Source organism: Sulfurovum iocasae (assembly GCF_047716765.1).
Lineage (GTDB): Bacteria > Campylobacterota > Campylobacteria > Campylobacterales > Sulfurovaceae > Sulfurovum.
This window is the reverse complement of record NZ_CP180410.1, coordinates 744,150-767,043: the sequence shown is the minus strand read 5'-3', so window position 1 is coordinate 767,043 and position 22,894 is coordinate 744,150. Positions and strand designations below refer to the sequence as shown.

Sequence of the window (22,894 nt, the reverse complement as noted above, 5' to 3'; positions counted from 1 at the left end):
AAATATAGATAACGAATAATAAGATAATCTAACTTAAAACCAAAGAAAATTTGCTATGATGGTAAAAAATTATCAAAGGATTATCATGGCTTATAAAATAGAATTAGATAGAGAGAAATTACAAAAAGCACTTACACCACTAGAGTACAATGTATGCCTAAACCACGGTACAGAAGCACCATTTCAAAATGAATTTCATGACAGTAAAGCTAAAGGTACCTATAGTTGTAAATGCTGTAAAACACCTCTTTTTACTTCAGAAGCTAAATTTGACTCAGGTACAGGCTGGCCAAGTTACTTTCAACCCATAAAAGAAAAGGATATTGAAGAGATCGTAGATGATTCACTAGGCATGAGACGTGTTGAAGTGCGTTGCGGAGCATGTGGTTCACACTTAGGACACGTTTTTCCAGATGGGCCGGCACCTACGTATCAAAGGTATTGTATCAACTCTGCTTCTTTGGACTTTGAAGAGGAGTAACTACCATCCTTCTGCAAGATCAGTAAGTTTGAAACCTTTTTCCTGACGTTCAGCAAACACTTCTTTGAGTGCTTCTACTGTCGGACTTGTTTCATAACCCTGTCCTCTTGCACCTTTAGATTTAGAAAAGATACACATCCATTTTCCAAGTGTGGATTCTATATTGCTGATACGATACCCTTTTGCCCAATAACTTTCTATCAACGGCACGATCTCACTCCATCTTGAACGTATGATCATTGCCTGATCTGTATAACCTGTACCTTCAGCAAAGATACCCGTCCAACGTCCTTGACCGTACTCCAAGTCTATAAGATCAAACCCTTCTTTCCATCTGTTTTCAACAGCTGCATAAAAATCATCTAAATTTTTTCTTCTCTCAAAAGCTTGATTGGTATAAGGGGTATTTTTTTCAAATACAACGATCCACTCAGACAAACCATGCTCAATACTGGTCACATAATAACCCTTCTTCCAATACTCAGGTAATATATTATTGACCCCGGACCAGCGACGTGCTACAACATAGGTTTGATGAGTCTCTTTAGCAGTTTTTGTAAAAACACCTATCCAGTTACCACTACCGTACTTTATCTCAGAGATATCATAACCTTCACTCCAACGCTGCTTGATAATTTTACGAAAATCCCTTAGACCCATCGTACTGTCAATATGTTGATCTTTTCTTTCTTTCTCAAAAACACCTATATATTTATAGCGTGATGATGCAAAGTTATACTCCTTTGCAGATATTGCTGTTGTCATTAATATACTAAAGCCAAATATCATTAATACTATTTTTTTACGACTCAGCATTTAGTGCCTCGCTTGTACTGAATTTTAATTCTTGTCATTCTATCTCCTTAGTTTAACTGTGAAGCAATATATCCTATCTCTTCATCCATCTCTTCTTTGGTATCGAACATAAAAGTATGTTTCTCTTCTTCACCTAAATGAATAAAAATACCAAAACCTACCACTTCCACTTTCCCCTTAGCTTCCACATCCAACCACTCAAGACTCACCTGTGTTGTTTCATCTTCATACCCTGTTTTTACTACTGCTGCGGGATAGAGTTGTGTGATCTTGGCAGTGTCGAATTGTTTCTCTTTTATTGTAATAATCATATATTGATTATAGTATAATCATTTTAAATATATATAGGAAAATTAAATGAGTTTAAATCAACAAATCAAATCTGACATAAAAGACGCAATGCGTGCAAAAGATACGGTAAAAAGAGATACACTAAGAAACATCCAAGCAGCAGTCAAACAAATAGAAGTAGATGAGCGTAGAGATGTAACTGACGCAGACCTTGAAACGATCATGATGAAGTACCTCAAACAAAGAGAAGATGCCAAAACACAATTTGCAGATGCTGGTCGTGATGACCTCGTAGAAAAAGAAGATGCAGAAATAGCCATAATCAAAGCCTACCTGCCAGAACCAATGGACGATGCAGAGTTAGAAAATGTACTTAAAGATGTCATCGCTTCAACAGGTGCTGAAAGTATGAAAGATATGGGTAAAGTCATGGGTGCTGCTAAAGGAGCCATAGGAAGTCGTGCAGATGGTGGACGTATTAATATTATGGTGAAGAAATTATTGTTGTAAAGTATAATCAAATCACACGAAAGTGTGCCCTGTCTCTGTGAACAACCTTGTAAGCGCAGCGATTCGAGAACAGAGACGCTTTTTTGCTTCGTTTTTTCTAAAAAAATGAAGAGAGAAACAATGCCACAGTTTTAAGTATTTAGGAAATTAAGACTCTCTAAGTAGATTAAATTGATATATGCACCCCAAGGGCACTTCCTCCCTTTGGTCAGGGCGCATTCCCACGCAAAGCATGGGAACGAGAAACAACACCCTACATTAATTTCCGTATTTTAATTTTTTTATAGCCGCAGTAATATCATCTTGTCTCATAAAATGCTCACCCACCAAAAATGCATCCGCACCTATTTTACTCAACTCAACCACTGTCTCATGGTCATTGATACCAGATTCAGCAACAATAATTTTACTATTTGGTATAAGCGGGATAAGTTTTTCACTCAACTTCATATCCATCTCAAAAGTTTCTAAGTTACGGTGGTTGATACCAATAATATTTGCTCCAGCAAAAATAGCTTTGACCAGATCAGTTTTGTTATGCACCTCAACAAGCACATCTAACCCTAAATGTAATGCATAGTCATGCAACTCTTTAAGCTCTTTACGACTCAGTGCCATAGCAATGAGCAAAACATAGTCTGCACCAAATGCCAACGCTTCCACTAACTGATACTTATCAACAATGAAGTCTTTTCTAAGCAGAGGTAAACTTACATAACGACGTATCATTCCCAGGTACTCTTTATCTCCCTGAAAAAAATGTGGTTCGGTAAGAATAGAGAGAGAATCTGCACCACCCTTTTCATACGCTTGCGCTATCATCACAGGATCAAAATCTTCTCTAATGACACCTTTACTCGGACTCGCCTTTTTTACTTCAGCAATAATACGATAAGGATTCTCTTCAGTCGCTCTAAGTGCACTTTTCACATCTTTAGGCACGAAAGGATTAAAAGCGAGAGAACGTCCCAACCACTCTACTGGATACTCTATTTTTCGTTTCTCTAAATCTGATTTGGTTTTTTTAATAATTTCATCTAATATTTGCGCCATATTCTATCCATCTTTATAAAATTTAATCGTATTATATCTTAACGCTGAACGCTGAACGCTGAACGCTATTTACACTTCTGTATCAGCTCCCAATGCTCAATGATCTCTTTTTCATCAAGCCCTTCTTCATCTACAACTTTTTTCATCATTTCGTAAGCTTTTTTGCACTTATTTTCTTTATAATAGCCCCAAGCCAATGAGTCAAGATAATAGGTATTATGAGGTTGCTGTTTTAGTGCATTTTCGATGATCTTAATCCCTTTTTTCACATCCACCTCTTTATCTATCAGTGTGTAACCATAGTAGTTAAGGTAGATACTGTCATCTACACCTAGATCGATAGCTTTTTCAAAGTATGAGATCACTTCTTTTATCATCTTCTTATCATTTTTATCTTCTGATTTTTCAAAAAGCAGCACACCTTTTTCTGCCAACCATCTTGGATCTTTTTTTTCAGCATAAAGACTATCTATAAGGTTGAACGCTTTATCAAAAAGTTTTTTTCTTTTATAGAGTTCATAAAGGATACGCTCCCCTGTCTTATTCTTTTCTAAAAAGACGATAGCACCATCAATATCTCTTTTATACGCATAAGCATCTATAATTTTATTGAGATATTTCTCATCCTTATCTTGGTCATAAAGTATTTTATATATACGTAAAAGACCATCTACATTATTCTCTTTTACATAGAGAGATAAAAGCGTAAAATAGACATCATTACTTACGATATTCATATGACGATGTGTCTCTAAAAGTTGTATGGCTTTGATTCGCTCATTGGTATATTCATCCATAATGACAACCATACGTAAAAGCACATCTTCGTTAGATGTTTTTTCATATACTTTACTCAAAAGATCTAATGCTCTTTTAAACTCACCTGTGTAAAGAAAAGGATTTGAGGCAAGTTCCATATCCATTGCCTTATTTGATCTCTCAAGAAGATGTTCTGCCTCTGTTTTGGCTTCTCCTACTCGATTAGCGGTAAGATAAAGAGGGATCAAAAGACGTTTGACTTCTAAGGTATCTGGATGCTTTTCATCCCATATTTTTAACCTTTTTATACTTTCATCAATATTTGTTTTGCTAAACAACGAAGCAGTCATTTCCTTAAAAAGATAAACTTTTGCCCCTGTTGTGTCGTATAGTTGTCCAAAAACATATCTACTACGATCAAAGGCTCTATATTCTTCATACAAAAGCCCTTGTATGATAAGTTCATCTTCACTCAGCACTCTGAGTTCTTTAGCTTGAACTGCTCCCGTATGGAAGAAGAACACAGTGATAAAAAATAATACTATACGATTCCAGGACACTCTTTTCTTACCTCTTCTTCATTATTTTTAAACTGCTCCCAAAAAGGGAATGTACGACACTGTAAAGGTCGAACAGGATAAATGGAACAGCGTTTCATAGACTCATCAAAAAAAACACAGGCAAAATTATCAGGTGCCAATTGTTTTTCCACAAGCGAATAGCGATGTTTGACTTTCTTCAAATACATTGTAGCGAAATCTTCAACACTTAGCTTCAAATATGCTGCCATCTTTTCTATCTCTGCATATTTTGCCCAGATGTAACCACTCTCCCCCGTACAACAATGCCCACCACAAGATTCACATTCAGCTAGGTTAAATTTGAAATTATATTGTTCATGTGTCATTAATTCCATGGTTAAAAATCACCTTTTATACTATTTGTATTTGCTCTTTCAAATGCTTTTTGTGCATTTTGTCTATAGACACTCTCATCATCAAATACGACAAATGGCGGCAGTATCTGGGTCATAGACTTTGAACCCATACGTGCAGCGATCATAACAAGTTTGGAATCTCTATCTATTTTAGAATGTACAAACTGTATCTTCTCAACATTTATACCATATCCAGTTAAATGATACACTAATAAATCAATCTGCTTCGCATCATAACAAAAAATGAAATACCCTCTTGGTTTCAACAGTTTTTTGACCTTCGCTATAAAATCTTCTATAGGTAGATGATGTGCATAACGGGCAATGTTTAGATGTGTGTTTTCACTTTGTGTCACTCTTGAGTCATAAAATGGCGGATTTGAGATGATATAATCAAACTTATCTGCTGTCTCAAACTGTGTAAAATCTCCAAGATGACTTTTAACTTCCAAGTCATTAAGTGCATAGTTATGTTGTGCATAGTTCAGCATCTTTTCTTGTTTATCAATGATGGTTGTTTCTATGTTGAAGTCACGACTTAACAAAAGTGAGATGATACCTACACCACAGCCCACATCAAGTAATGAACCTTTTGGTTTGAATCTTGAAATGAAGTCATATAAAAAGATGGAGTCACTATTGTAACAGTAACCAGACGTAGGTTGATAGAGAAACACAAAGAGCCTTGTAAATATTTTGATTAATTTTACACTAACTTGGGTATAATCGCGATTATGAACGAAGAATTAGATTTATTAAACCCACATATATTACAGGACGCATATGAAGCAAAGCTCCCTATTGCTACGCTAACGCTGTGTTCGCTTCAGCAGTGGGCTCATGCAACTTGTTGCATTAAAGGCATATAAAATATAATGAACGAAGAATTAGATTTATTAAACCCACCATCAACAGATTTTTCTATGCTGGACTACGACTGTGCGTATATCCCTGGCAACAAGGTACGTATGAACTACAAGTATGTAGCTAAAGCCAGTAAAACTTTTGCTACAGCTGTGATAGCAAGAGGCTGGAGACGTTTTGGTAAATACTTCTTTCACCCTATTTGTAGTGGTTGTAATGAGTGTAAAAGTATCCGTATAGATGTCAATGACTATCACTACACAAAGTCACAAAAGAGAGCTATCAAACGGAATAAAAACACAGAGATCATCGTCCAAAAGCCAACACTTACAGCAGCACATTTAGAACTTTATAACAAGTACCATGCATTTAAACATGAAAAAGACAACTGGCAGCATCGCAACATTACACAAAGAGAATATCATGAAAATTTTGTAGACGGTGCGCAGGATTTTGGTAAAGAGGTACTCTATATCATAAATGGCAAACTTGTAGGTGTTGACCTCATCGATGTACTGGATGATGGCATCTCTTCCATCTACTTCTACTACGATCCTGACTATGCCAACCTCTCTTTAGGAACATACTCACTACTTTATCAAATTCAGTTAGCCAAGATCCTTGACCTGCCGTGGATCTATCTGGGGTACTGGGTTGATGGATGCAAAGCCTTTGCTTACAAACCAAAGTTTCAACCCCAGGAATTGTTAGATGGTTTTCCTCATGTATCACAAGAACCTGAGTGGGACAAAGAAGATTTATCGTAGATCTGCTAATTCCTCACTCTTACGGCACCACTTTAAAAACAATCTGTCAGGATTTACCCGACTATCCATCTCTTTTCCATCAACAATACATTCAGCCAATAACTCAGCCATCAATGGAGCAAAAACAAAACCACGTCCTCCTAGACCATTACAGATAAAAAGCTTGTCAATAGTTCCCAGTGTAGGCTTTGCACCTCTTGTGATTGCAGGATAATTTTCAAGCATAAAAGGTACATCTATTACCGAACCCACTAAAGGAAAATAGTCCTTAGACCCAGAACGCATTCCACAAAAAGTCTCTTTAAGCATAAAGTCACTCGTATCTACCATCTGTGAAGCACTCTCAAAAAGCCCTTTAAGTGGATCACCGTCACACACCATACAAGGCTCTTTAGACTTTACATGCGTCGCACCTATTTTAATGATGCCATTGATATTGGCAGAGACTGATATGCTCTTATGCATACTCACCTCCAACTTTAATGCACTACTATAATCTCCACGAGAACCCCAAGTACCTTTGACACCCATATATCGCATATCGAAAAGGTCATTTTGGTAACCTGTTGCAAGCACAATATTTTTACTACGGTACTCACCTACTCTCCATACTCCATCTTCAAAAGAGAGTGATTTAACATCATATTGTGCATGAGGTACTTGCTTCAAAATGGCTGCACACATTTCAGGAGCATCACACACCCCAGCTTCTTCAAACATAAAACTATCTTCACTGTTTTTAATACCAAAAGTTTTAAGCTCTTCTTGATTTACCCATCTGTATTTGGAGTCATTAAATGCTTCATACGTAGAAAATTTTCCTGCATCTTCTATATCTTTAGGTATGCGTATAACACCTGTTTGGTTAAAATATTTGGGAAAGTATTTGAGGTAAAAATCTTTAGCAAAATGAAAAGCTTCATTGGTAAGTGTCTGAAGAGCTGACCCCTTCCCTATCTTAGGAGAAACAAAAGCTCCCGCAGCCCCAGACCCCCCACTTGCAGCCACACCACTTCTATCTAACAGAAGCACTTTTTGTCCTTTTTGTTGGAGCGTATATGCACTGCAACAACCTGCTATACCTGCCCCGATGATGATGGTATCGTAGGGTTTAGGCATACTCCCTAAACCGTAATCTCTTTAATATCCGCAATACTCTTAAATGTCTTATATACAGAACCAATAGTATGTAGCCTATTCGTTTTCAAAGCCTCATCATCCGTATTTACCATCACATCATCAAAATACCCATCAAGTTCACGCTTGAGACCGAAAAGTGCTTCAAGCTGTGTTTTATAGTCATGATAATCTTGGTTGATCACTTTTTCATAGGCAGTATATAGTGTTACCTCTGCCTCTTCTTTAAAGAGTGAGATATCTATACTCAAATTTGAATCAAGATCAACATCTTTAGAGATATTTGCTACACGCTTAAAAGTAGAGAATTGTTCTTTAAAAGCATCGCTGGAAACGATCTCATTGAGTGCTGAAACTTTCTTAGCTATTTCATTGATATCTCTTTCACCTGATGCAAGAACCGCTGCAATAACTGATGGGTTGGCATCGAGTGATTTATTGATACGTTCTATGATGAAGTCACTAAGTAATTTGGTATCAAACTCATCATAGCTACCTTTTAATAGTGTGATAATATCATCAATATTAAAACTTAGATCATACTCAGTAACAATACGAACGATACCGTTCACCGCACGACGAAGTGCAAATGGATCTTTAGAACCTGTTGGTATCTTACCTACAGAGAAGAGTCCAAAGAGTGTGTCAAGCTTGATACTCATAGCCACAATTGAAGAAAATGCAGAAGTTGGAAGTTCTGCACCCTCACCTACTGGCATATATTGTTCTTTAATAGCGTTATAGACAATCTTATCTTCACCTAATGCTTTAGCATAATAGTAACCCATAAGCCCCTGAAGTTCTGTAAATTCATAGACCATCTCACTCATAAGGTCTGCTTTTGCAAGGTTTACTGACCTGTCCATAAGTTTTTCTAGCTCTGCATTTCCTTTACCTGTTTGGGCTTCTACTTTTTCCATATAAAGTCCAAGCAGACGCATCGCGATATTTTTCTCTCTTGTGATCTTATCTGCAAGTGTCCCAAGACCATCAATGAACTGCACTTTTTCAAGACCATCTGTAGAGAGACCGTTTTTAAGGTCATTTTTGTAAAAGAAAAGACCATCAGCAAGACGAGGTTTGAGTACACGCTCATTTCCTGCTATCACTTTGCTGTAGTCGTCTGTATAGGCGTTACTCACTACTACAAATTTGTTAGCTATCTTCCCGTTTTCAAATACAGGAAAATAACGTTGATGTTCTTTCATAGAAGTGATGATCACTTCAGGAGGAAGTTCTAAGAAGAGTTCATCAAAAGTCCCTACAAGTGCTTTAGGATTTTCAGTGATCGCTACCACTTCTGCAATGAGTGATCTATCTCTTTCTATGATGATATTATGTTCACCCTCTAAAGCATCGAATTCAGCCAAGATCTTTGACTCTCTCTCTTTGGGTTGAAGCATCACTGCACCCTCTGCTAAGATACTCTCATAAGCATCTATGTTAGCCACTTCAACTGAATCATAAGTAACCATACGATGTACATAGGTTTTAGTATCTGATTTAACACCAAAAAGTTCCACAGGTACAGAAGTATCACCCAGTCTTACTTGAAGCCATCTGATAGGACGGATGAACTCATCTGTTCTAGCTCCCCAACGCATCATCTTTCCAAATGACATAGAGTCCATCCATTTTTCTAACATCCCTTGAAGTAAAGAAGCCGTATCTGCACCCTTTTCTTCTTTTTTGAAATAGAGTACCTCTCTACCCTTAACATCAGCACGACCAAGCTCATCAAAACTCACACCACACTTACGGGCAAAACCTTCTGCAGCTTTGGTTGGTTCACCATCTTTAAGTGCAGCGACCACTGGAGGTCCCATTAGTTCTATCGTACTGTCTTCTTGACTTAATGGCATAGCAGCATGTTTAAGTACAAGTCTTCTAGGCGTATAGATAAATTCAAAGTCAGAAGAGAGCTTATACTCTTCAAGTATGTTTTCCCAAGATTTTTCGATGTTAGATACGATTTTAAGTAGTGGTATAGCAGGTAGTTCTTCTACACCGATTTCGATAAGTAGTGCTTGTGTCATTTAGATAATCCTATACGAATAATAATAGCTATTATTTTACCTAAAAGTTGGTAAATAGGGGGTTAGTCTTTATCTTCCTTATCTTTATCCTCTTTATTTGCAGTTTCATCTGAAACATAATCATCTTCATATTCATCAATCAAATCTTTACGTCTCTCTTGCTCATCAAATTTAGATAAAAAATTATTTCTAATGATCGTAAATGTCATAAAAGAAAACAGAATAATCGCAATAATATAGAGGTAATCTCCAAATGACATCGTTTAATCCTTTAACGTATTTGTGATGGTGATCTTCTCAAAACCATCATAATTCTGGCGCAGAGCATCATAGATAACAACACCCACACTTACTCCAAGGTTAAGACTCCTGCCTGCTTCACCCATAGGGATAGTAATACACTGTTCAGGATGAGCCAACAGTACTTTTTCGTCTATACCTTTAGTTTCTGAACCAAATAGAATATAATCATCTTTTTTAAAGTCAGCATTAAAGTAAAGGTTGTCTGTTTTAGTCGTTGCCATGTAGCTATGCTCATCAATAGGATGCTCAGCCAAAAACGCATCAAAACTTTCCCACACAACAAGGTCAAGTTTATCCCAATAATCAAGTCCGGCACGTTTGACTGCTTTATCATCAATATCAAACCCTAATGGTTTCACAAGGTGCAGTGTTGCACCAAGATTAACACAGAGTCTTCCTATCGTACCAGTATTTGGTGGTATCTGTGGTTCTACTAATACAATATTAAACATTTATATCCTTTTTTACCAACCAATAAGCACTTAAGTTTTGCATACTTCCATGCATCTAACTTGTGGCGTTGTTTCTCTTTTCATTTTTTTAGAAAAAACGAAACAAAAAATCGTCGTCCCTCTCAAATCGCTTTGCTTTCAAGGGTGTTCGGGACGACAAAGACACACTTTGTGTGATTTAAAAAATAACCGTTTTGTTTCCATTGACAAAGACTCTATCATGAAGGACAAGGGCCAAGGCACGTGAAAGAACTATCTTTTCACCGTCACGTCCTGCTCTTTGCATATCTTTCCAGGAAAGACGATGATTTACAGGAATAACATCTTGTGCAATGATCGGACCTTCATCGAGATCATCGGTGACAAAGTGCGCAGTCGCTCCTATGATCTTTACCCCTCTTTCAAAGGCTTGTTTGTATGGGTTCGCACCAATAAAGGCAGGTAAGAAAGAGTGGTGAATATTGATGATCATTTGTGCATATGCTTTAACAAAAACAGGTGTCAATATACGCATATATTTGGCAAGAACAATATAATCAAACTCAAATTCATCTACAAGCTTCATCACATGTGACTCATGCTCTTCTCTGGTCATTCCATCTGCAGGCACATGGAAAAAAGGGATATCAAATCTCCGTACGAACGTTTCAAGTGTATCATGATTGGCAATAACACATTCTATCTCGGCATCAAGTTCACCATCAGCATGACGGATAAGAATATCACCAAGCGCATGAGACTCTTTAGTTGCCATAAGAATAATTTTTTTATTCTTAGGTTCGATCACTCTGATATGTGCATCTGAGGGGACTACAGACTTTAACTCATCTTGTAACTCTTTTGCATTAAAGATCCCCGTAACTACGGTACGCATAAAAAATCTTCCATGCTCTTTATCTACAAATTCACGGTTGTTATCGATATTCAGACCTCTATCATAAAAGACTTTAGAGATCTTATATACTAAACCTTTAGCATCTTCACAATCAATAAGTACTCTTGCTCTGTTTTCCATTAGTAAACCTTAAAAAATTACAACTGATTAGAGCAACCAGTTGCGAGAGCCCACTGTTGAAGTGGACTCAGCGTCAGCGTAGATGATGGGGCTTTGCCCTAGCATCGTCCTATTTAGATGAATAGTCAGCGATAATATCACCCATCTCTGTACACGTACAGATCTCTTTAGCATCATAGTCACCAAGATCACCTGTACGGTAACCTTCACTAAGAGCTTTCTTAATAGCATCGTCTATTTTGTCTGCTGCTTCATTTTCACCCAAAGCATAACGAAGCATCATACTGGCACTAGATATCGTTGCAAGTGGATTAGCGATCCCTTGTCCTGCGATATCCGGTGCTGAACCGTGGATAGGCTCAAATAACCCTACACCTTTACCAGTACTCGCAGATGGAAGAAGACCGATAGAACCAGAAAGCATACTTGCAGCATCTGAAAGAATATCACCAAAGATATTTCCTGTTAAGATCACATCAAACTGCTTAGGATCACGGATAAGCTGCATCGCAGCATTATCTACATACATATGAGTAAGCTCTACTTCTGGATAATCTTTAGAAATTTCTTCTACGATCTCTCTCCAAAACTGACTTACTTCAAGTACGTTTGCTTTATCTACAGAACAGATACGTTTATCACGTTTCATAGCGATATCAAATGCTACGATAGCAATACGTTTGACCTCTTCTCTTGTATAGATCATCGTATTGAATGCTCTGTCTTCATGAAGCTCTCTTGGCTGACCAAAGTAGATGCCTCCAGTAAGTTCACGTACTACCATGATATCAACACCCTGAATAACCTCAGGTTTAAGACTTGATGCATTCACAAGTTCATCATATACTATTGCCGGTCTGAGGTTTGCAAATGTTCCCATCTCTTTACGAAGACCCAAAAGTCCGGATTCAGGACGTAAATGTCTTTCAAGTGTATCCCACTTTGGTCCACCGATAGCACCAAAAAGAACAGCATCACACTTCTTTACACCTTTAATAGTCTCTTCTGGTAACGGCACACCTGTTTCATCTATAGCTGCACCACCAAGTAACATCTCTTCATACTTAAGGTTAAACCCTTGTGTCACAGAAACCGCATCAAGAACTTTAATGGCTTCGTCAATGATCTCGGGACCTATCCCGTCACCTTTAATTACACCAATTTTATAACTTTTACTCATTTTACTTTGCCTTTTGCTCTATTTCTTTTTTAGCGAATTCAATTAATCCACCTGCATCTACCAGCTCTTGCATAAACTCTGGGATAGGTGCAAATTTATATGTCTTGGCTTGAGAAACATTGATCACTTCTCCTGCATCCATATCAACTCTTACTGTATCACCTTCATTGATCTCTGCAGCTTCTTCAAGCTCAAAGATAGGAAGTCCCATGTTAAATGCATTTCTATAAAAAATACGTGCAAATGTAGGAGCAATGATCGCAGACACGCCTGCTGCTTTAAGTGCTATGGGAGCATGTTCACGACTTGAACCACAACCAAAGTTTTCACCTGCAACGATGATATCACCTTCATTCATCTTGGAAACAAACTCAGGGTCTGCATCTTCCATCACGTATTTAGCCAACTCAGATGGCTCACTTGTATTAAGATATCTTGCTGCGATGATCAGATCTGTATCGATATTATCACCAAATTTCCAAACTTTACCTTGCAAATTATTCCTTAGTAGAGAGAAATTATTTCTCTTTAATTTTCGCGATTATAGCTAAAAAAATAAAATTTACCAAATTTAACGCTCTTTTCTAATAGAATTTCGGTATAATCCACCTTAATTATTACTGAGGACTTCCACCTCACATATCAAGGGATTTATATGGCAGCAAAAGACAGTATGAAGAATATAGAAGCGTTATTTAAGTCTAAGAAAAAAGGTGATGTAGTCACACTTGAAAACATCGCTAAAGAGTTTGGTAAACAACCTACCGCTGCACAGGCAAAGAAGATTTATAAACTCTCAACCGATGCCAAAGTAGAAGTTATCTCTGCTTCTGAATATGCGAAATATCTTATAGCCAAACAAGCAAAAAAAAGAGAAGATGCAAGAAAAAAACTTGCAGAAGGTGGTTCAGAAGATGAGTTTGACCTTCACAAAGAGAAAGAGCTTCTTGAGTGGAGTCGTTCAGACAGTCCGGTCAGAATGTACCTGCGTGAAATGGGAAAGATTCCTCTTCTAACCAAAGAGGAGGAAGTTGACCTCTCTATGCGTATCGAAGAGGGAGAAGATGTCATTATCGATGCCATCTGTTCTGTTCCCTACCTTATAGGGTACATCATCAACTATAAAGAACCTTTACTGAACCGTGAAAGACGTGTAAAAGAACTCTTTAAAAGCTTTGAAGATGATAAAACAAGTGATGATGACAAAGAAGAAGGTGCTGAGGAAGAGAAAGAAACTGGTGCACCAAAAGACGACAAAAGGGTTAAACAAGTTGTAGACAGTTTTAAGCAGCTCGAAAAAGCAAAAAAGGAGTGGATGAAATCACGTGATGATCTTGATGTATTCATGGAAACAGAAGAAGATCCTGTTAAGATCATCCATGAGCGACTTAAGATCGCATTTAAAAAAGAGTTACTTAAAGCAGCTCTACTTAACCTTGGACCAACCTCTAAACTCATCAATGAATTGGTAAAAGCGATGGAAACGGCACTAAGAAGTGATGACAGTTTTGATAAAGAACTTAAACGTTTAGAGTATAAACTTCCACTTTTTAACGATACACTCAAAGAAAATCACCAAAAACTACTTGATAATATCATCAATATGGACAAAGAAGATATCATCGATATTGTACCGGAAACTACGATGGTAAGCACCTATGTTGAGATCAAAAAACTTTTTGAGACCAGAGAAGCAAGTAAAGGCGGTTTTGATCTTTCTGAAGAGAAACTTCAAGAGATCTTGGGTCAGATACGTCAAGGTAAAGCCAAGAGTGAAGTAGCAAAAACACGTATGGCAAAATCTAACCTTAGATTGGTTGTATCTATCGCGAAACGTTATACTAACAGAGGGCTTCCATTCCTTGACCTTATCCAAGAGGGTAACATCGGTCTTATGAAAGCTGTTGATAAATTTGAGTATGAAAAAGGGTACAAGTTCTCTACCTATGCAACATGGTGGATACGTCAAGCTATCAGCCGTGCCATTGCAGACCAGGCAAGAACAATTCGTATCCCTATTCACATGATAGAAACGATCAACCGTATCAACAAGATCATTAGAAAACACCTTCAAGAGGAAGGAAAAGAACCAGATCTTGACACTATCGCTGAAGAAGTAGGACTTTCTGTAGATAAAGTCAAAAATGTCATTAAGATCACCAAAGAGCCAGTAAGTCTTGAAACACCTGTTGGAGATGAAGATGATGGTAGATTTGGAGATTTCATTGAAGACAAAACAACACTCAGTCCAACAGATGTTGTACTAAAAGATGATTTGAATAATCAGATAGATGAAGTACTTGACCAACTCAATGAAAGAGAAAAAGCCGTCATTCGTATGCGTTTTGGTCTGCTTGAAGATGAGAGTGACAGAACACTTGAAGAGATAGGTAAAGAACTTTCTGTAACACGTGAGAGAGTAAGACAGATAGAGTCTTCTGCAATTAAAAAACTCAAACACCCTAAAGTTGGGCGTAAACTTAAAAATTATATTGAAGAGTAATTATTCTATTTTCAAATAATGCATATTCTTTATCTACTTTTTTACAAAAGTAGGCAAAAATCGTCACGGCTCTCGAATCGCTTCGCTTTCAAGGGCGTTCGCCGTGACATTATTAATGACAAAAGAGAGATAATATGTCAGAGCCTAAATTTTTTATCCTCATCATAGGTACCGAAATCCTTAACCGTCGGAGAACAGACAAACACTTTGATTTTGTTACCCTGGCTTTAGAAAAAAAAGGGCATAAACTCTCCGGCTCTTTTATCATCGAAGACGACCCTGCTCTTATTGTACAAACTATAAAGTTTATTGCTTCACAACCTAATCCTATACTCTTCTCTTTTGGTGGCATAGGTTCTACTCCTGATGACTACACTAGAAAGTGTGCAGCCATTGCACTTAAAGATGGTCACCTTCCCATACATCAAGAAGCAAAAAAGATCATAGAAGAGAAACTTGGCTCTGATGCCTACCCATACCCTATCCGTATGGCAGAACTTCCAAAAGGAGCAAAACTTCTCGATAACCCTGTCAACAAGATGCCTGCCTTCTCTTTAGATGAACGTTATTTCTTTATGCCAGGCTTTCCTGAGATGAGTCATCCTATGGTAGAAGAGATACTTGAAAAACTTTTACCGGGAAAAAAAGAGTACTATCGCCATACACTTACTGCTCTGTGTAAAGAAAACGAACTCATAGAAGTAATGGAAAAGATGCCCAAAGAGGTCGAATTCTCTTCACTTCCCAAGCTTTATTCAGATGGATGGAGAGTTTCCATCTCTGTTGCATCACATGATGAAGCACTGTCTCTTCAAGCCTTTCAAATGTATATAGACATACTTGAAGCCAAAAAGATAGTCTATGGACTTCAGGATGAGAGTAATTAATTGGATTACCGATCAATAAGTGATTAGCAATGAGTTATGTAGAGACCCTTAAACATCCTGTTATTGCTAGACTTTCACTTATACAACTCATCTCTTACTTTGGGACATGGTTTTCTCAGGTAGCTATCTTTTCCATGCTTGTAGCATACAAAGCCGATGCTATTATCATCGCCTTCACTGCTGCTATGGCAATGTTACCTGCTGTGATCCTAGCTCCTATTATCGGCATTATCATAGACCGTATCGACTTTAAAAAACTCATGATGACCCTTCTGATAGTTGAAATAGCCATGACCCTTGGTCTTATCTTCATCAACTCACTAGAATATGTATGGGTACTGATGATACTCGTTTTCATTCGTTCCTCTGCTGCCTCGATGCTCTTCTCCGCCGAAATGGCACTTTTTCCTAAGATTCTACAAGGTGAGATGCTCAAAAACACCAATGAAATTCACTCCATCATCTGGTCTTTCTCCTATGCTTCAGGTATGGCAATAGGTGGAATAGTCACTTATTATGTAGGTTACGATACTGCTTTCATCATCGATGCTGTTCTTTACGGTATTGCTGTTTTACTGTTGCTCGGACTCAAACTGTCGCTTGAAAAAGTCATACATACAGACTCCAACTGGCAAATGTTTAAAGATGGATTTAACTATCTGAAGTCAAAGAAAAAGATACTCCATCTTATCTTGCTTCATGCTGCCATAGGACTCACCAGTTTTGATGCACTCATCACACTGCTCGCAGACTTTCAATATAAAGAGGTCATCGCAGTGCCTTTAGCCATAGGATTAATGAATGCAACAAGAGCGATGGGTTTGATGATCGGTCCATTTTTTATAGGTAAAATTATTTCTAAAAATAATTTACATTATTTCTTTCTCTTGCAAGGTTTAGCTATCATCTTTTGGTCAACAATGGAATACAACTTCTACCTTGCTCTCATCGCTCTGTTTGTAACAGGTTTTTTCATTACGACGCTTTGGTCATACACTTACCTACTCATCCAGGAAGAGACAGAGCAAAAATATATGGGAAGGGTTATTTCCTACAATGATATGTTTTTTATGCTCTCCAATGTTGCCACCGCACTCTTCATAGGATATGCTTCCAAAGGTGGTATTTCATTGGAGATCATCACTATGACTTTAGGGTCCGGGTTTTTCTTTTTTGCACTCTATTATATATGGTTCAAAAAAAATTATTTATAGGTTTTTTTCAATTAAAGCCAATACAGATGTGATCTCTTTTTCTGAAAGTTTACCAAATTTTTTATAGATCAATTCCCCTTTTTTATCAAAGATCAATATATCAGAATTATCATCTGCCAATCCCCATTTCTTTACAAGCACTTTCTTTTTGTCTTTCACATAGATCGTGTCAGGGAACTCTTTTTGTTTGGCTTTTAGTTTAGATTCTAATATCGCATTTGGCAACCATGTAGCAGCAAGATTTATCATCGCTACAGAAACATATTTTTTTCTATCAAAATGACGCTTTTTTAGTGCTTGTGTTAAAGACTCATTAAGATTTCTTTCATCCGGATCAACATAAAAGAGTATATGCACCTTCCCTTTGAGCATCTTGGAGTTCCACGTAGATCCATCGGTTTTACCACCATTATCACCATCTAATATAACACTACTTGGTACCTTCCCTAACTCTACAGCTACAACACTTCCAACTAACACTAAAAAACCTAAAATTATCTTCTTCATTTTTCACACTCCTTTATTAAAATTAAACAAAATAGTGTAACATGTTTTGACACTTATTTATAAACTTTATGATACCATTTGCAAGAATTCTACTCAGGAGATACCCCTATGGATATTACAAAAATCGGACATGGTGAAAATCCTGATGCTGTAAAAGCCATTATTGAAGTACCACTTAACTCAGCTATCAAATATGAAATCGACAAAGACTCAGGTGCCGTTGAAGTTGACAGAGTACTCTACTCTTCTATGCACTACCCGGCAAACTACGGTTTTGTAGCAAATACTCTTTCTGATGATGGTGACCCGACAGATATACTTGTACTTTGTGACTACCCGCTTCAGGCAGGTTCATACATCAAATGTAGACTCGTAGGTGTACTTATGACAGAAGATGAAAGTGGTGGAGATGAAAAACTTATCGCTGTACCAACCACAAAAATAGACCCGACATATGCAAATATCAATGACCTTGCTGATGTACCTGAGCATACACTCAACCGTATCAAAAACTTTTTTGAAACATACAAAATGCTTGAGCCTGACAAATGGGTAAAAGTAGCAGGATTTAAAGACAAAAAAGTAGCAACTGAAATTTTAGAAAAAGCGATTAAAAACTATAAATAATTAAGTGACTAGTCACGTGAGCTTTCTGATGAGGGACAAGCATCTAAAAGGCAGTGCAAGTGAAGCACTAAATGCTGAATCGTAAACTCGGCGTTCAGAAAAAAATTTAGTTTTTTTCTAAGTTATACTTTAGTATTAAAGCGTAGTGATTGGAGCTTTGCTCTAATCACGTTTTATAAATTAAAACCCTACTTCTTTTTTCCTATTATCAATATACCTACCTACACCCTCGGCAATCCCCTTGGCAATTTTATCCTGATAACCGGATGTAAACAATCTTTTACGTTCTTTTGAGTTAGTAATGTAGCCAACTTCAACAAGAATAGAAGGTCTGCTTGCTCCTACAAGTACATAAAATGGTGCAGGTCTTACACCTCCGTTTTTTACCCCTGAATACTTACTATTAAGATTCTTCATCATATTATTTTGTACATCAATGGCCAATTTATGCGACTGGATGATCTTTGGTCCATTAAGTACTGCATCTATGATAACATCCCTGCTTAACTTATCTGTCCCCTGTAAAACAGCAGCATTTTCTCTGGCTGCGACACGTTGAGATCTTTCATCCCTGGTCTTTTGTAAAAAGTAAGTCTCCACACCCTCTACTATATCAAAACGGCTACGATCAGAAATGGCATTGGCATGGATGGAGATGAACACCTTTGCATCTTTTTTATCTGCAATTCTTGTACGCTGTCCCAATTTTAAAAACCTGTCATTTCCTCTGGTAAGATAGACTCTATACCCTTTTCTTTTTAACTCTTTTTTAAGTTTTTTAGTAATTTGCAAAACAAGATCTTTCTCCTGTTGTCCTCCAGATACAGCACCAGAATCATGTCCACCATGCCCTGCATCTATCACTACAAGACTATCAGACCTGTCAGGACCACCACAGCCCACAACAAAAAACAATGCCACTAAGTAAAATATTATCTTCTTCATTTTTTACATCCTTATTCAAAATATTATTAAAACACGACTAGTCGTGTGAGCCCGCTGCTGAAGCAAACCTAGTGTTTAGCGTAGCATTTGGGGCTTTGCCCTAAATGCGTCCATTAATCTAAAAGTCAATTTCTTTTTTTCTATTGTCCAAATAGTTATCTACACCTTCTGCAATACCTTTAGCAATAAGTTCTTGATAACGTGGCATAAAAAGTCTTTTTCTCTCTTTAGGATGAGAGATATAGCCTACCTCTACAAGTATAGAAGGTCTACTCGCTCCTACAAGCACCCAAAAAGGTGCATGTCTTACACCACCGTCTTTTACACCACTATAACGACTACGTAAGTTTGTTATCATTCTTCTATGCACATCGATTGCCAATTTGTTTGACTGTACGATCTTTGGACCGGAGAGTACTGAATCGAGTATCACACTTCTACTAAGTTTACTTGTGCCTTTGAGTACTGATTTGTTTTCTCTGGCTGCAATACGTTGTGATCTGGCATCTCTGGTATTCTGAAGGAAAAAGGTCTCTACTCCCTGTATTTTGTTACGTTTTCTTTTAGGAACTGAGTTAGCATGAATAGAGATAAAAACTACTGCATTTTTTTTATCTGCAATTCTTGTACGCTGTGGAAGTTTCAAGAAACGATCACGTGTTCGTGTCATGTAGACAGGATGACCACGCTTTTTGAGCTCTTTTTCAAGTCTCTTTGCTATCATCAACACAAGATCTTTCTCTTTTTTACCTCCAACCATAGCACCAGTATCATGGCCACCATGTCCTGCATCAATAACAATAAGCTCACTTTTATGTGATCGTGAAAAAGATGTTGTCATCTTCTTTGCTTTTGGATTTGATGTTTTTTTCTTAGGTTTATCTTTTGACTTCGTATAACGCTTTGCAGGTAAAACATTTCCTTGTTTTGGTAGAGGTATATGGTATGTTTTTAGTGAAAGTATAGGTTTGTATGCTGTGCAGCTATAAGGTTTATGACTGCTTACAACTACTCTTACAATATTTGATTTATATTGTGCTATTTTTACATTTTTTATATTTTTAGCTATATTTTTCTTGGACAGACGTGTATTTTTAAAGTCAAATACTTCTCTTGGAGGATTTTTTAATGCAAAGTGTTTAATTTGTTTTTTAGGGAGAAAATTATTAAATTCTAGACGTAACTCCCCTTTTGCTATTTCTACTTTCTTCAGTGTGTTCACACCTGAAAAAAGTAATGTAGAAGAAATGATAAATAAAAGAAAGATCTTAAAAAGTTTCACTCTATGTGTCTTCACCATTCATCAATTTATCCATTAACTCTTTAACCGTAATGATCTCATTTAGACGATATCCATGAGCACCTGTAAAAAAGAGCCCTGTATCGATAAGACCATCATAAGCATCCGTAAGTCTGTCAGCGATACAGTATCCAACTACTTTAGCTTCCTCTCCACGGTGACATGGAGCAACACAGTTTGAAATACATGCTACCTTAGGTGCTGTACCCTCTTCGATACTTTTATGAAGATTCGTCTTCACACCACGTGCAGGATAACCTACCGGTGACTTAAAGAGCTTGATCGTATCTTCTGTTGAATCAAGAATAACCTGTTTAAACACATCATTGGCATCACACTCTACTGTACCTATGAAACGTGTTCCCATCTGTACTGCATCAGCACCAAGCTCCATCATCCGAACGATGTCATCATGATCCCATACACCACCAGCTGCGATAACAGGCATAGATCCCCAGTTTTTCGCTTCTTCTACCACAGGAGGTAAAATTTCTTCAAGTTGATTCTCCGGTAAAAAACAATCCTCATATTTAAAGCCCTGGTGCCCTCCACTGAGTGGCCCCTCAACGATCACTGCATCCGGAAGCCTATTGTGTGTTTTTTTCCAACGGCGACACAAGATTCTCAATGCCTTTGCTGTGGAAACAATAGGTACCAACGCAACATCAGGATAATCTTTTGCAGCTTCAGGCATAGTCAACGGAAGACCTGCACCTGTAATAATAATATCTGCACCTGCTTTACATGCATCCTGGACTACACGGTCATACTCACTCTGTGCGTAAAGCACATTACAAGCAAGTGGTCTGTCACCGCATATCTCTCTTGCATTCTCAAATATTTTCTTTAGTGCAGGGTAAGAGTAAAAGTTTATCGCTTCAAGTGGTCTGTGTTCTTTACCTACCATCTCTTTTCCATCAAGGTATTTTCTATGTTTATATACTCCTGTACCAACAGCGGAGATGACACCAAGTCCACCCTCTAAACTCACATTACCCGCTAGTTGATCCCAAGATATACCAACACCCATACCACCTTGAACTATAGGCTTTTCAATAGTGTATTTTCCAATTTTAAAAGATTTAAATTCCATTACCCTACCTTTACTTTTGCAAATTTTCTTTTTCCTACTTGTAGGATATACTCTCCAGAATCAAGATTCAGTTTTTCATCAGAGATCTTTTCTTGATCCACTCTTACTGCACCCTGCTTGATATCTCTTCTTGCTTGAGATGTTGAAGGCTCTATACCTGCATCCACTAAAGCTTTACAGATCCAAATACCCTCTTCAACTTCTATTTCATTCATATCTGAAGGGAGCTTGTTTGCTTTAAATACATTATCAAACTCTGATTTAGCTAGTGTAGCCAACTCTTCATTATAGAATCTTGTAACCAGCTCAAGGGCCAGGTTTTCTTTGGCTACTTTAGGATGAAGTGTACCCTTTTGCACATCCTCTTTTATCGTAGCGATCTCTTCAAGTGATTTTTCACTCAACAACTCATAATAACGCCACATCAACTCATCAGAAACTGAAAGTATTTTTGCATAGATATCTTTAGGCTCTTCTGTGATACCGATGTAGTTGTTCAGAGATTTACTCATTTTCTGAACCCCGTCAAGCCCTTCTAAGATAGGCATCATCAATACAGCCTGTTCTTTACCTATTTCATAGGCACGCTGAAGATGTCTTCCCATAAGCAAATTGAATTTCTGGTCTGTTCCACCGATCTCAATGTCACTTTCAAGTTCTACAGAATCATACCCTTGAAGCAGTGGATAAATGAATTCAGAAATAGAGATACTGTGTCCGCTTTTATAGCGTTTTTCAAAATCATCACGTTCGAGCATACGTGCTACATTAAAAGTCGTTGTTAAAGATACCATACCCGCAGCACCTAGTGCTTCAAGCCATGTAGAGTTGAATACTACTTCTGTTTTACTCTCATCAAGTATATTGAAGACCTGATCCTGATACGTTTGTGCATTCGCTAGAATAGTCCCTCTGTCAAGTATTTTTCTCGTCTCACTTTTACCTGTAGGATCACCGATAGTTGCAGTAAAATCACCGATGAGAAGTTGTATTTTTCCTCCGTGAGCTTGAAATACTTTAAGCTTTTGAAGAAGTACAGTATGTCCTAAATGCAAGTCTGCACCTGTAGGGTCAAAACCTGCTTTAACCGTATAGGTTGTCCCCTCTTTATAATACTTGGAAACCAGTTTCTCAATTGCCTCCATATCTATGATTTCGGCTGTACCTCTACTTATCTCTTCCAGTGCTTTTTGTATCATCTATTCTTTACCTTTTAC

At 37.5% G+C, this 22,894-nt stretch carries 25 protein-coding genes; 7 read left to right on the top strand and 18 right to left on the bottom strand.

The window, feature by feature from the left end; all coding sequences use genetic code 11:
* Window positions 1-85 precede the first annotated feature (85 nt).
* Window positions 86-481, top strand: a complete 396-nt coding sequence (msrB, locus tag ACLHDG_RS03870; RefSeq protein WP_415407675.1) for a peptide-methionine (R)-S-oxide reductase MsrB — start codon at window positions 86-88, stop codon at window positions 479-481.
* On the opposite strand, the gene ACLHDG_RS03865 is transcribed toward msrB, so the two are convergent.
* Both ACLHDG_RS03865 and ACLHDG_RS03860 read right to left on the bottom strand, forming a co-directional pair.
* A complete protein-coding gene (locus ACLHDG_RS03865) occupies window positions 482-1,246 on the bottom strand; it encodes a hypothetical protein (protein WP_415407674.1) in 765 nt (254 codons plus the stop codon).
* Window positions 1,247-1,344: 98 nt separating this feature from the next.
* On the bottom strand, window positions 1,345-1,608 hold the full coding sequence (locus ACLHDG_RS03860; protein WP_415407673.1) for a phosphomannomutase: 264 nt from the start codon (window positions 1,606-1,608) through the stop codon (window positions 1,345-1,347).
* A 46-nt stretch (window positions 1,609-1,654) separates the two neighbouring features.
* On the opposite strand from ACLHDG_RS03860, the gene ACLHDG_RS03855 reads away from it, so the two are divergent.
* Window positions 1,655-2,098: a GatB/YqeY domain-containing protein gene (locus ACLHDG_RS03855; protein WP_415407672.1), complete on the top strand. Its 444-nt coding sequence runs from the start codon at window positions 1,655-1,657 to the stop codon at window positions 2,096-2,098.
* A gap of 258 nt (window positions 2,099-2,356) precedes the next feature.
* Here the strand turns inward: ACLHDG_RS03855 and trpC are convergent, their stop codons facing one another.
* The 4 genes from trpC to ACLHDG_RS03835 all read right to left on the bottom strand — a co-directional run bounded on the left by trpC (window position 2,357) and on the right by ACLHDG_RS03835 (window position 5,524).
* Complete coding sequence (gene trpC / locus ACLHDG_RS03850; protein ID WP_415407671.1) at window positions 2,357-3,151, bottom strand: indole-3-glycerol phosphate synthase TrpC; 795 nt, start codon at window positions 3,149-3,151, stop codon at window positions 2,357-2,359.
* Window positions 3,152-3,216: 65 nt separating this feature from the next.
* Complete coding sequence (locus tag ACLHDG_RS03845; protein ID WP_415407670.1) at window positions 3,217-4,470, bottom strand: tetratricopeptide repeat protein; 1,254 nt, start codon at window positions 4,468-4,470, stop codon at window positions 3,217-3,219.
* The gene (locus tag ACLHDG_RS03840; protein ID WP_415407669.1) at window positions 4,452-4,826 is read right to left on the bottom strand and encodes a YkgJ family cysteine cluster protein; all 375 of its coding nucleotides are present in this window, start codon (window positions 4,824-4,826) and stop codon (window positions 4,452-4,454) included. Before ACLHDG_RS03840 ends, ACLHDG_RS03845 begins: the two co-directional genes overlap by 19 nt.
* Before the next feature lie 2 nt (window positions 4,827-4,828).
* The gene (locus tag ACLHDG_RS03835; RefSeq protein WP_415407668.1) at window positions 4,829-5,524 is read right to left on the bottom strand and encodes a tRNA1(Val) (adenine(37)-N6)-methyltransferase; all 696 of its coding nucleotides are present in this window, start codon (window positions 5,522-5,524) and stop codon (window positions 4,829-4,831) included.
* Window positions 5,525-5,722: 198 nt separating this feature from the next.
* Here ACLHDG_RS03835 and ACLHDG_RS03830 point away from each other — a divergent pair, with 198 nt between their 5' ends.
* Window positions 5,723-6,478: an arginyltransferase gene (locus tag ACLHDG_RS03830; protein WP_415407667.1), complete on the top strand. Its 756-nt coding sequence runs from the start codon at window positions 5,723-5,725 to the stop codon at window positions 6,476-6,478.
* On the opposite strand, the gene ACLHDG_RS03825 is transcribed toward ACLHDG_RS03830, so the two are convergent.
* The 7 genes from ACLHDG_RS03825 to ACLHDG_RS03795 form a co-directional block, all read right to left on the bottom strand.
* Window positions 6,470-7,597, bottom strand: coding sequence for an FAD-dependent oxidoreductase (locus ACLHDG_RS03825; protein ID WP_415407666.1), 1,128 nt, complete (start codon window positions 7,595-7,597; stop codon window positions 6,470-6,472). The genes ACLHDG_RS03830 and ACLHDG_RS03825 overlap by 9 nt on opposite strands.
* 5 nt (window positions 7,598-7,602) lie before the next feature.
* Entirely contained in the window at window positions 7,603-9,651 is a 2,049-nt protein-coding gene (gene glyS / locus ACLHDG_RS03820) for a glycine--tRNA ligase subunit beta (protein ID WP_415407665.1), read from the bottom strand.
* A 62-nt stretch (window positions 9,652-9,713) separates the two neighbouring features.
* Window positions 9,714-9,911, bottom strand: a complete 198-nt coding sequence (locus tag ACLHDG_RS03815; protein WP_415407664.1) for a hypothetical protein — start codon at window positions 9,909-9,911, stop codon at window positions 9,714-9,716.
* Window positions 9,912-9,914: 3 nt separating this feature from the next.
* A complete protein-coding gene (locus tag ACLHDG_RS03810) occupies window positions 9,915-10,406 on the bottom strand; it encodes a tRNA (cytidine(34)-2'-O)-methyltransferase (RefSeq protein ID WP_415407663.1) in 492 nt (163 codons plus the stop codon).
* Window positions 10,407-10,584: 178 nt separating this feature from the next.
* Complete coding sequence (gene purU, locus ACLHDG_RS03805) at window positions 10,585-11,421, bottom strand: formyltetrahydrofolate deformylase (RefSeq protein WP_415407662.1); 837 nt, start codon at window positions 11,419-11,421, stop codon at window positions 10,585-10,587.
* Between the two features lie 109 nt (window positions 11,422-11,530).
* Window positions 11,531-12,601 carry a 3-isopropylmalate dehydrogenase gene (gene leuB / locus ACLHDG_RS03800; RefSeq protein ID WP_415407661.1) on the bottom strand — a complete coding sequence of 357 codons (1,071 nt, stop codon included), beginning with the start codon at window positions 12,599-12,601 and terminating at the stop codon, window positions 11,531-11,533.
* A gap of 1 nt (window position 12,602) precedes the next feature.
* On the bottom strand, window positions 12,603-13,097 hold the full coding sequence (locus ACLHDG_RS03795; RefSeq protein ID WP_415407660.1) for a 3-isopropylmalate dehydratase small subunit: 495 nt from the start codon (window positions 13,095-13,097) through the stop codon (window positions 12,603-12,605).
* A 159-nt stretch (window positions 13,098-13,256) separates the two neighbouring features.
* Between ACLHDG_RS03795 and rpoD the strand changes: the two genes are divergently transcribed.
* The 3 genes from rpoD (at window position 13,257) to ACLHDG_RS03780 (ending at window position 17,205) form a co-directional block, all read left to right on the top strand.
* Complete coding sequence (rpoD, locus tag ACLHDG_RS03790) at window positions 13,257-15,104, top strand: RNA polymerase sigma factor RpoD (RefSeq protein ID WP_415407659.1); 1,848 nt, start codon at window positions 13,257-13,259, stop codon at window positions 15,102-15,104.
* Between the two features lie 134 nt (window positions 15,105-15,238).
* A complete protein-coding gene (locus ACLHDG_RS03785) occupies window positions 15,239-15,991 on the top strand; it encodes a competence/damage-inducible protein A (protein ID WP_415407658.1) in 753 nt (250 codons plus the stop codon).
* A gap of 29 nt (window positions 15,992-16,020) precedes the next feature.
* Window positions 16,021-17,205, top strand: a complete 1,185-nt coding sequence (locus ACLHDG_RS03780) for an MFS transporter (RefSeq protein ID WP_415407657.1) — start codon at window positions 16,021-16,023, stop codon at window positions 17,203-17,205.
* On the opposite strand, the gene ACLHDG_RS03775 is transcribed toward ACLHDG_RS03780, so the two are convergent.
* Window positions 17,200-17,712: a YtfJ family protein gene (locus tag ACLHDG_RS03775; RefSeq protein ID WP_415407656.1), complete on the bottom strand. Its 513-nt coding sequence runs from the start codon at window positions 17,710-17,712 to the stop codon at window positions 17,200-17,202. The genes ACLHDG_RS03780 and ACLHDG_RS03775 overlap by 6 nt on opposite strands.
* A 108-nt stretch (window positions 17,713-17,820) precedes the next feature.
* On the opposite strand from ACLHDG_RS03775, the gene ppa reads away from it, so the two are divergent.
* Window positions 17,821-18,339 carry an inorganic diphosphatase gene (gene ppa / locus ACLHDG_RS03770; protein ID WP_415407655.1) on the top strand — a complete coding sequence of 173 codons (519 nt, stop codon included), beginning with the start codon at window positions 17,821-17,823 and terminating at the stop codon, window positions 18,337-18,339.
* Window positions 18,340-18,519: 180 nt separating this feature from the next.
* Here ppa and ACLHDG_RS03765 read toward each other — a convergent pair whose 3' ends face one another.
* The 4 genes from ACLHDG_RS03765 to tyrS all read right to left on the bottom strand — a co-directional run bounded on the left by ACLHDG_RS03765 (window position 18,520) and on the right by tyrS (window position 22,876).
* A complete protein-coding gene (locus ACLHDG_RS03765; protein WP_415407654.1) occupies window positions 18,520-19,284 on the bottom strand; it encodes an N-acetylmuramoyl-L-alanine amidase family protein in 765 nt (254 codons plus the stop codon).
* 118 nt (window positions 19,285-19,402) lie between these two features.
* Window positions 19,403-20,584, bottom strand: coding sequence for an N-acetylmuramoyl-L-alanine amidase (locus ACLHDG_RS03760; RefSeq protein ID WP_415407653.1), 1,182 nt, complete (start codon window positions 20,582-20,584; stop codon window positions 19,403-19,405).
* Window positions 20,568-21,677 (bottom strand): nitronate monooxygenase, encoded by a 1,110-nt coding sequence (locus ACLHDG_RS03755; RefSeq protein WP_415407652.1) that lies wholly within the window; start codon window positions 21,675-21,677, stop codon window positions 20,568-20,570. The genes ACLHDG_RS03760 and ACLHDG_RS03755 overlap by 17 nt, the downstream gene beginning before the upstream one ends.
* The gene (tyrS, locus tag ACLHDG_RS03750) at window positions 21,677-22,876 is read right to left on the bottom strand and encodes a tyrosine--tRNA ligase (protein ID WP_415407651.1); all 1,200 of its coding nucleotides are present in this window, start codon (window positions 22,874-22,876) and stop codon (window positions 21,677-21,679) included. The genes ACLHDG_RS03755 and tyrS overlap by 1 nt, the downstream gene beginning before the upstream one ends.
* Between the last annotated feature and the right edge of the window lie 18 nt (window positions 22,877-22,894).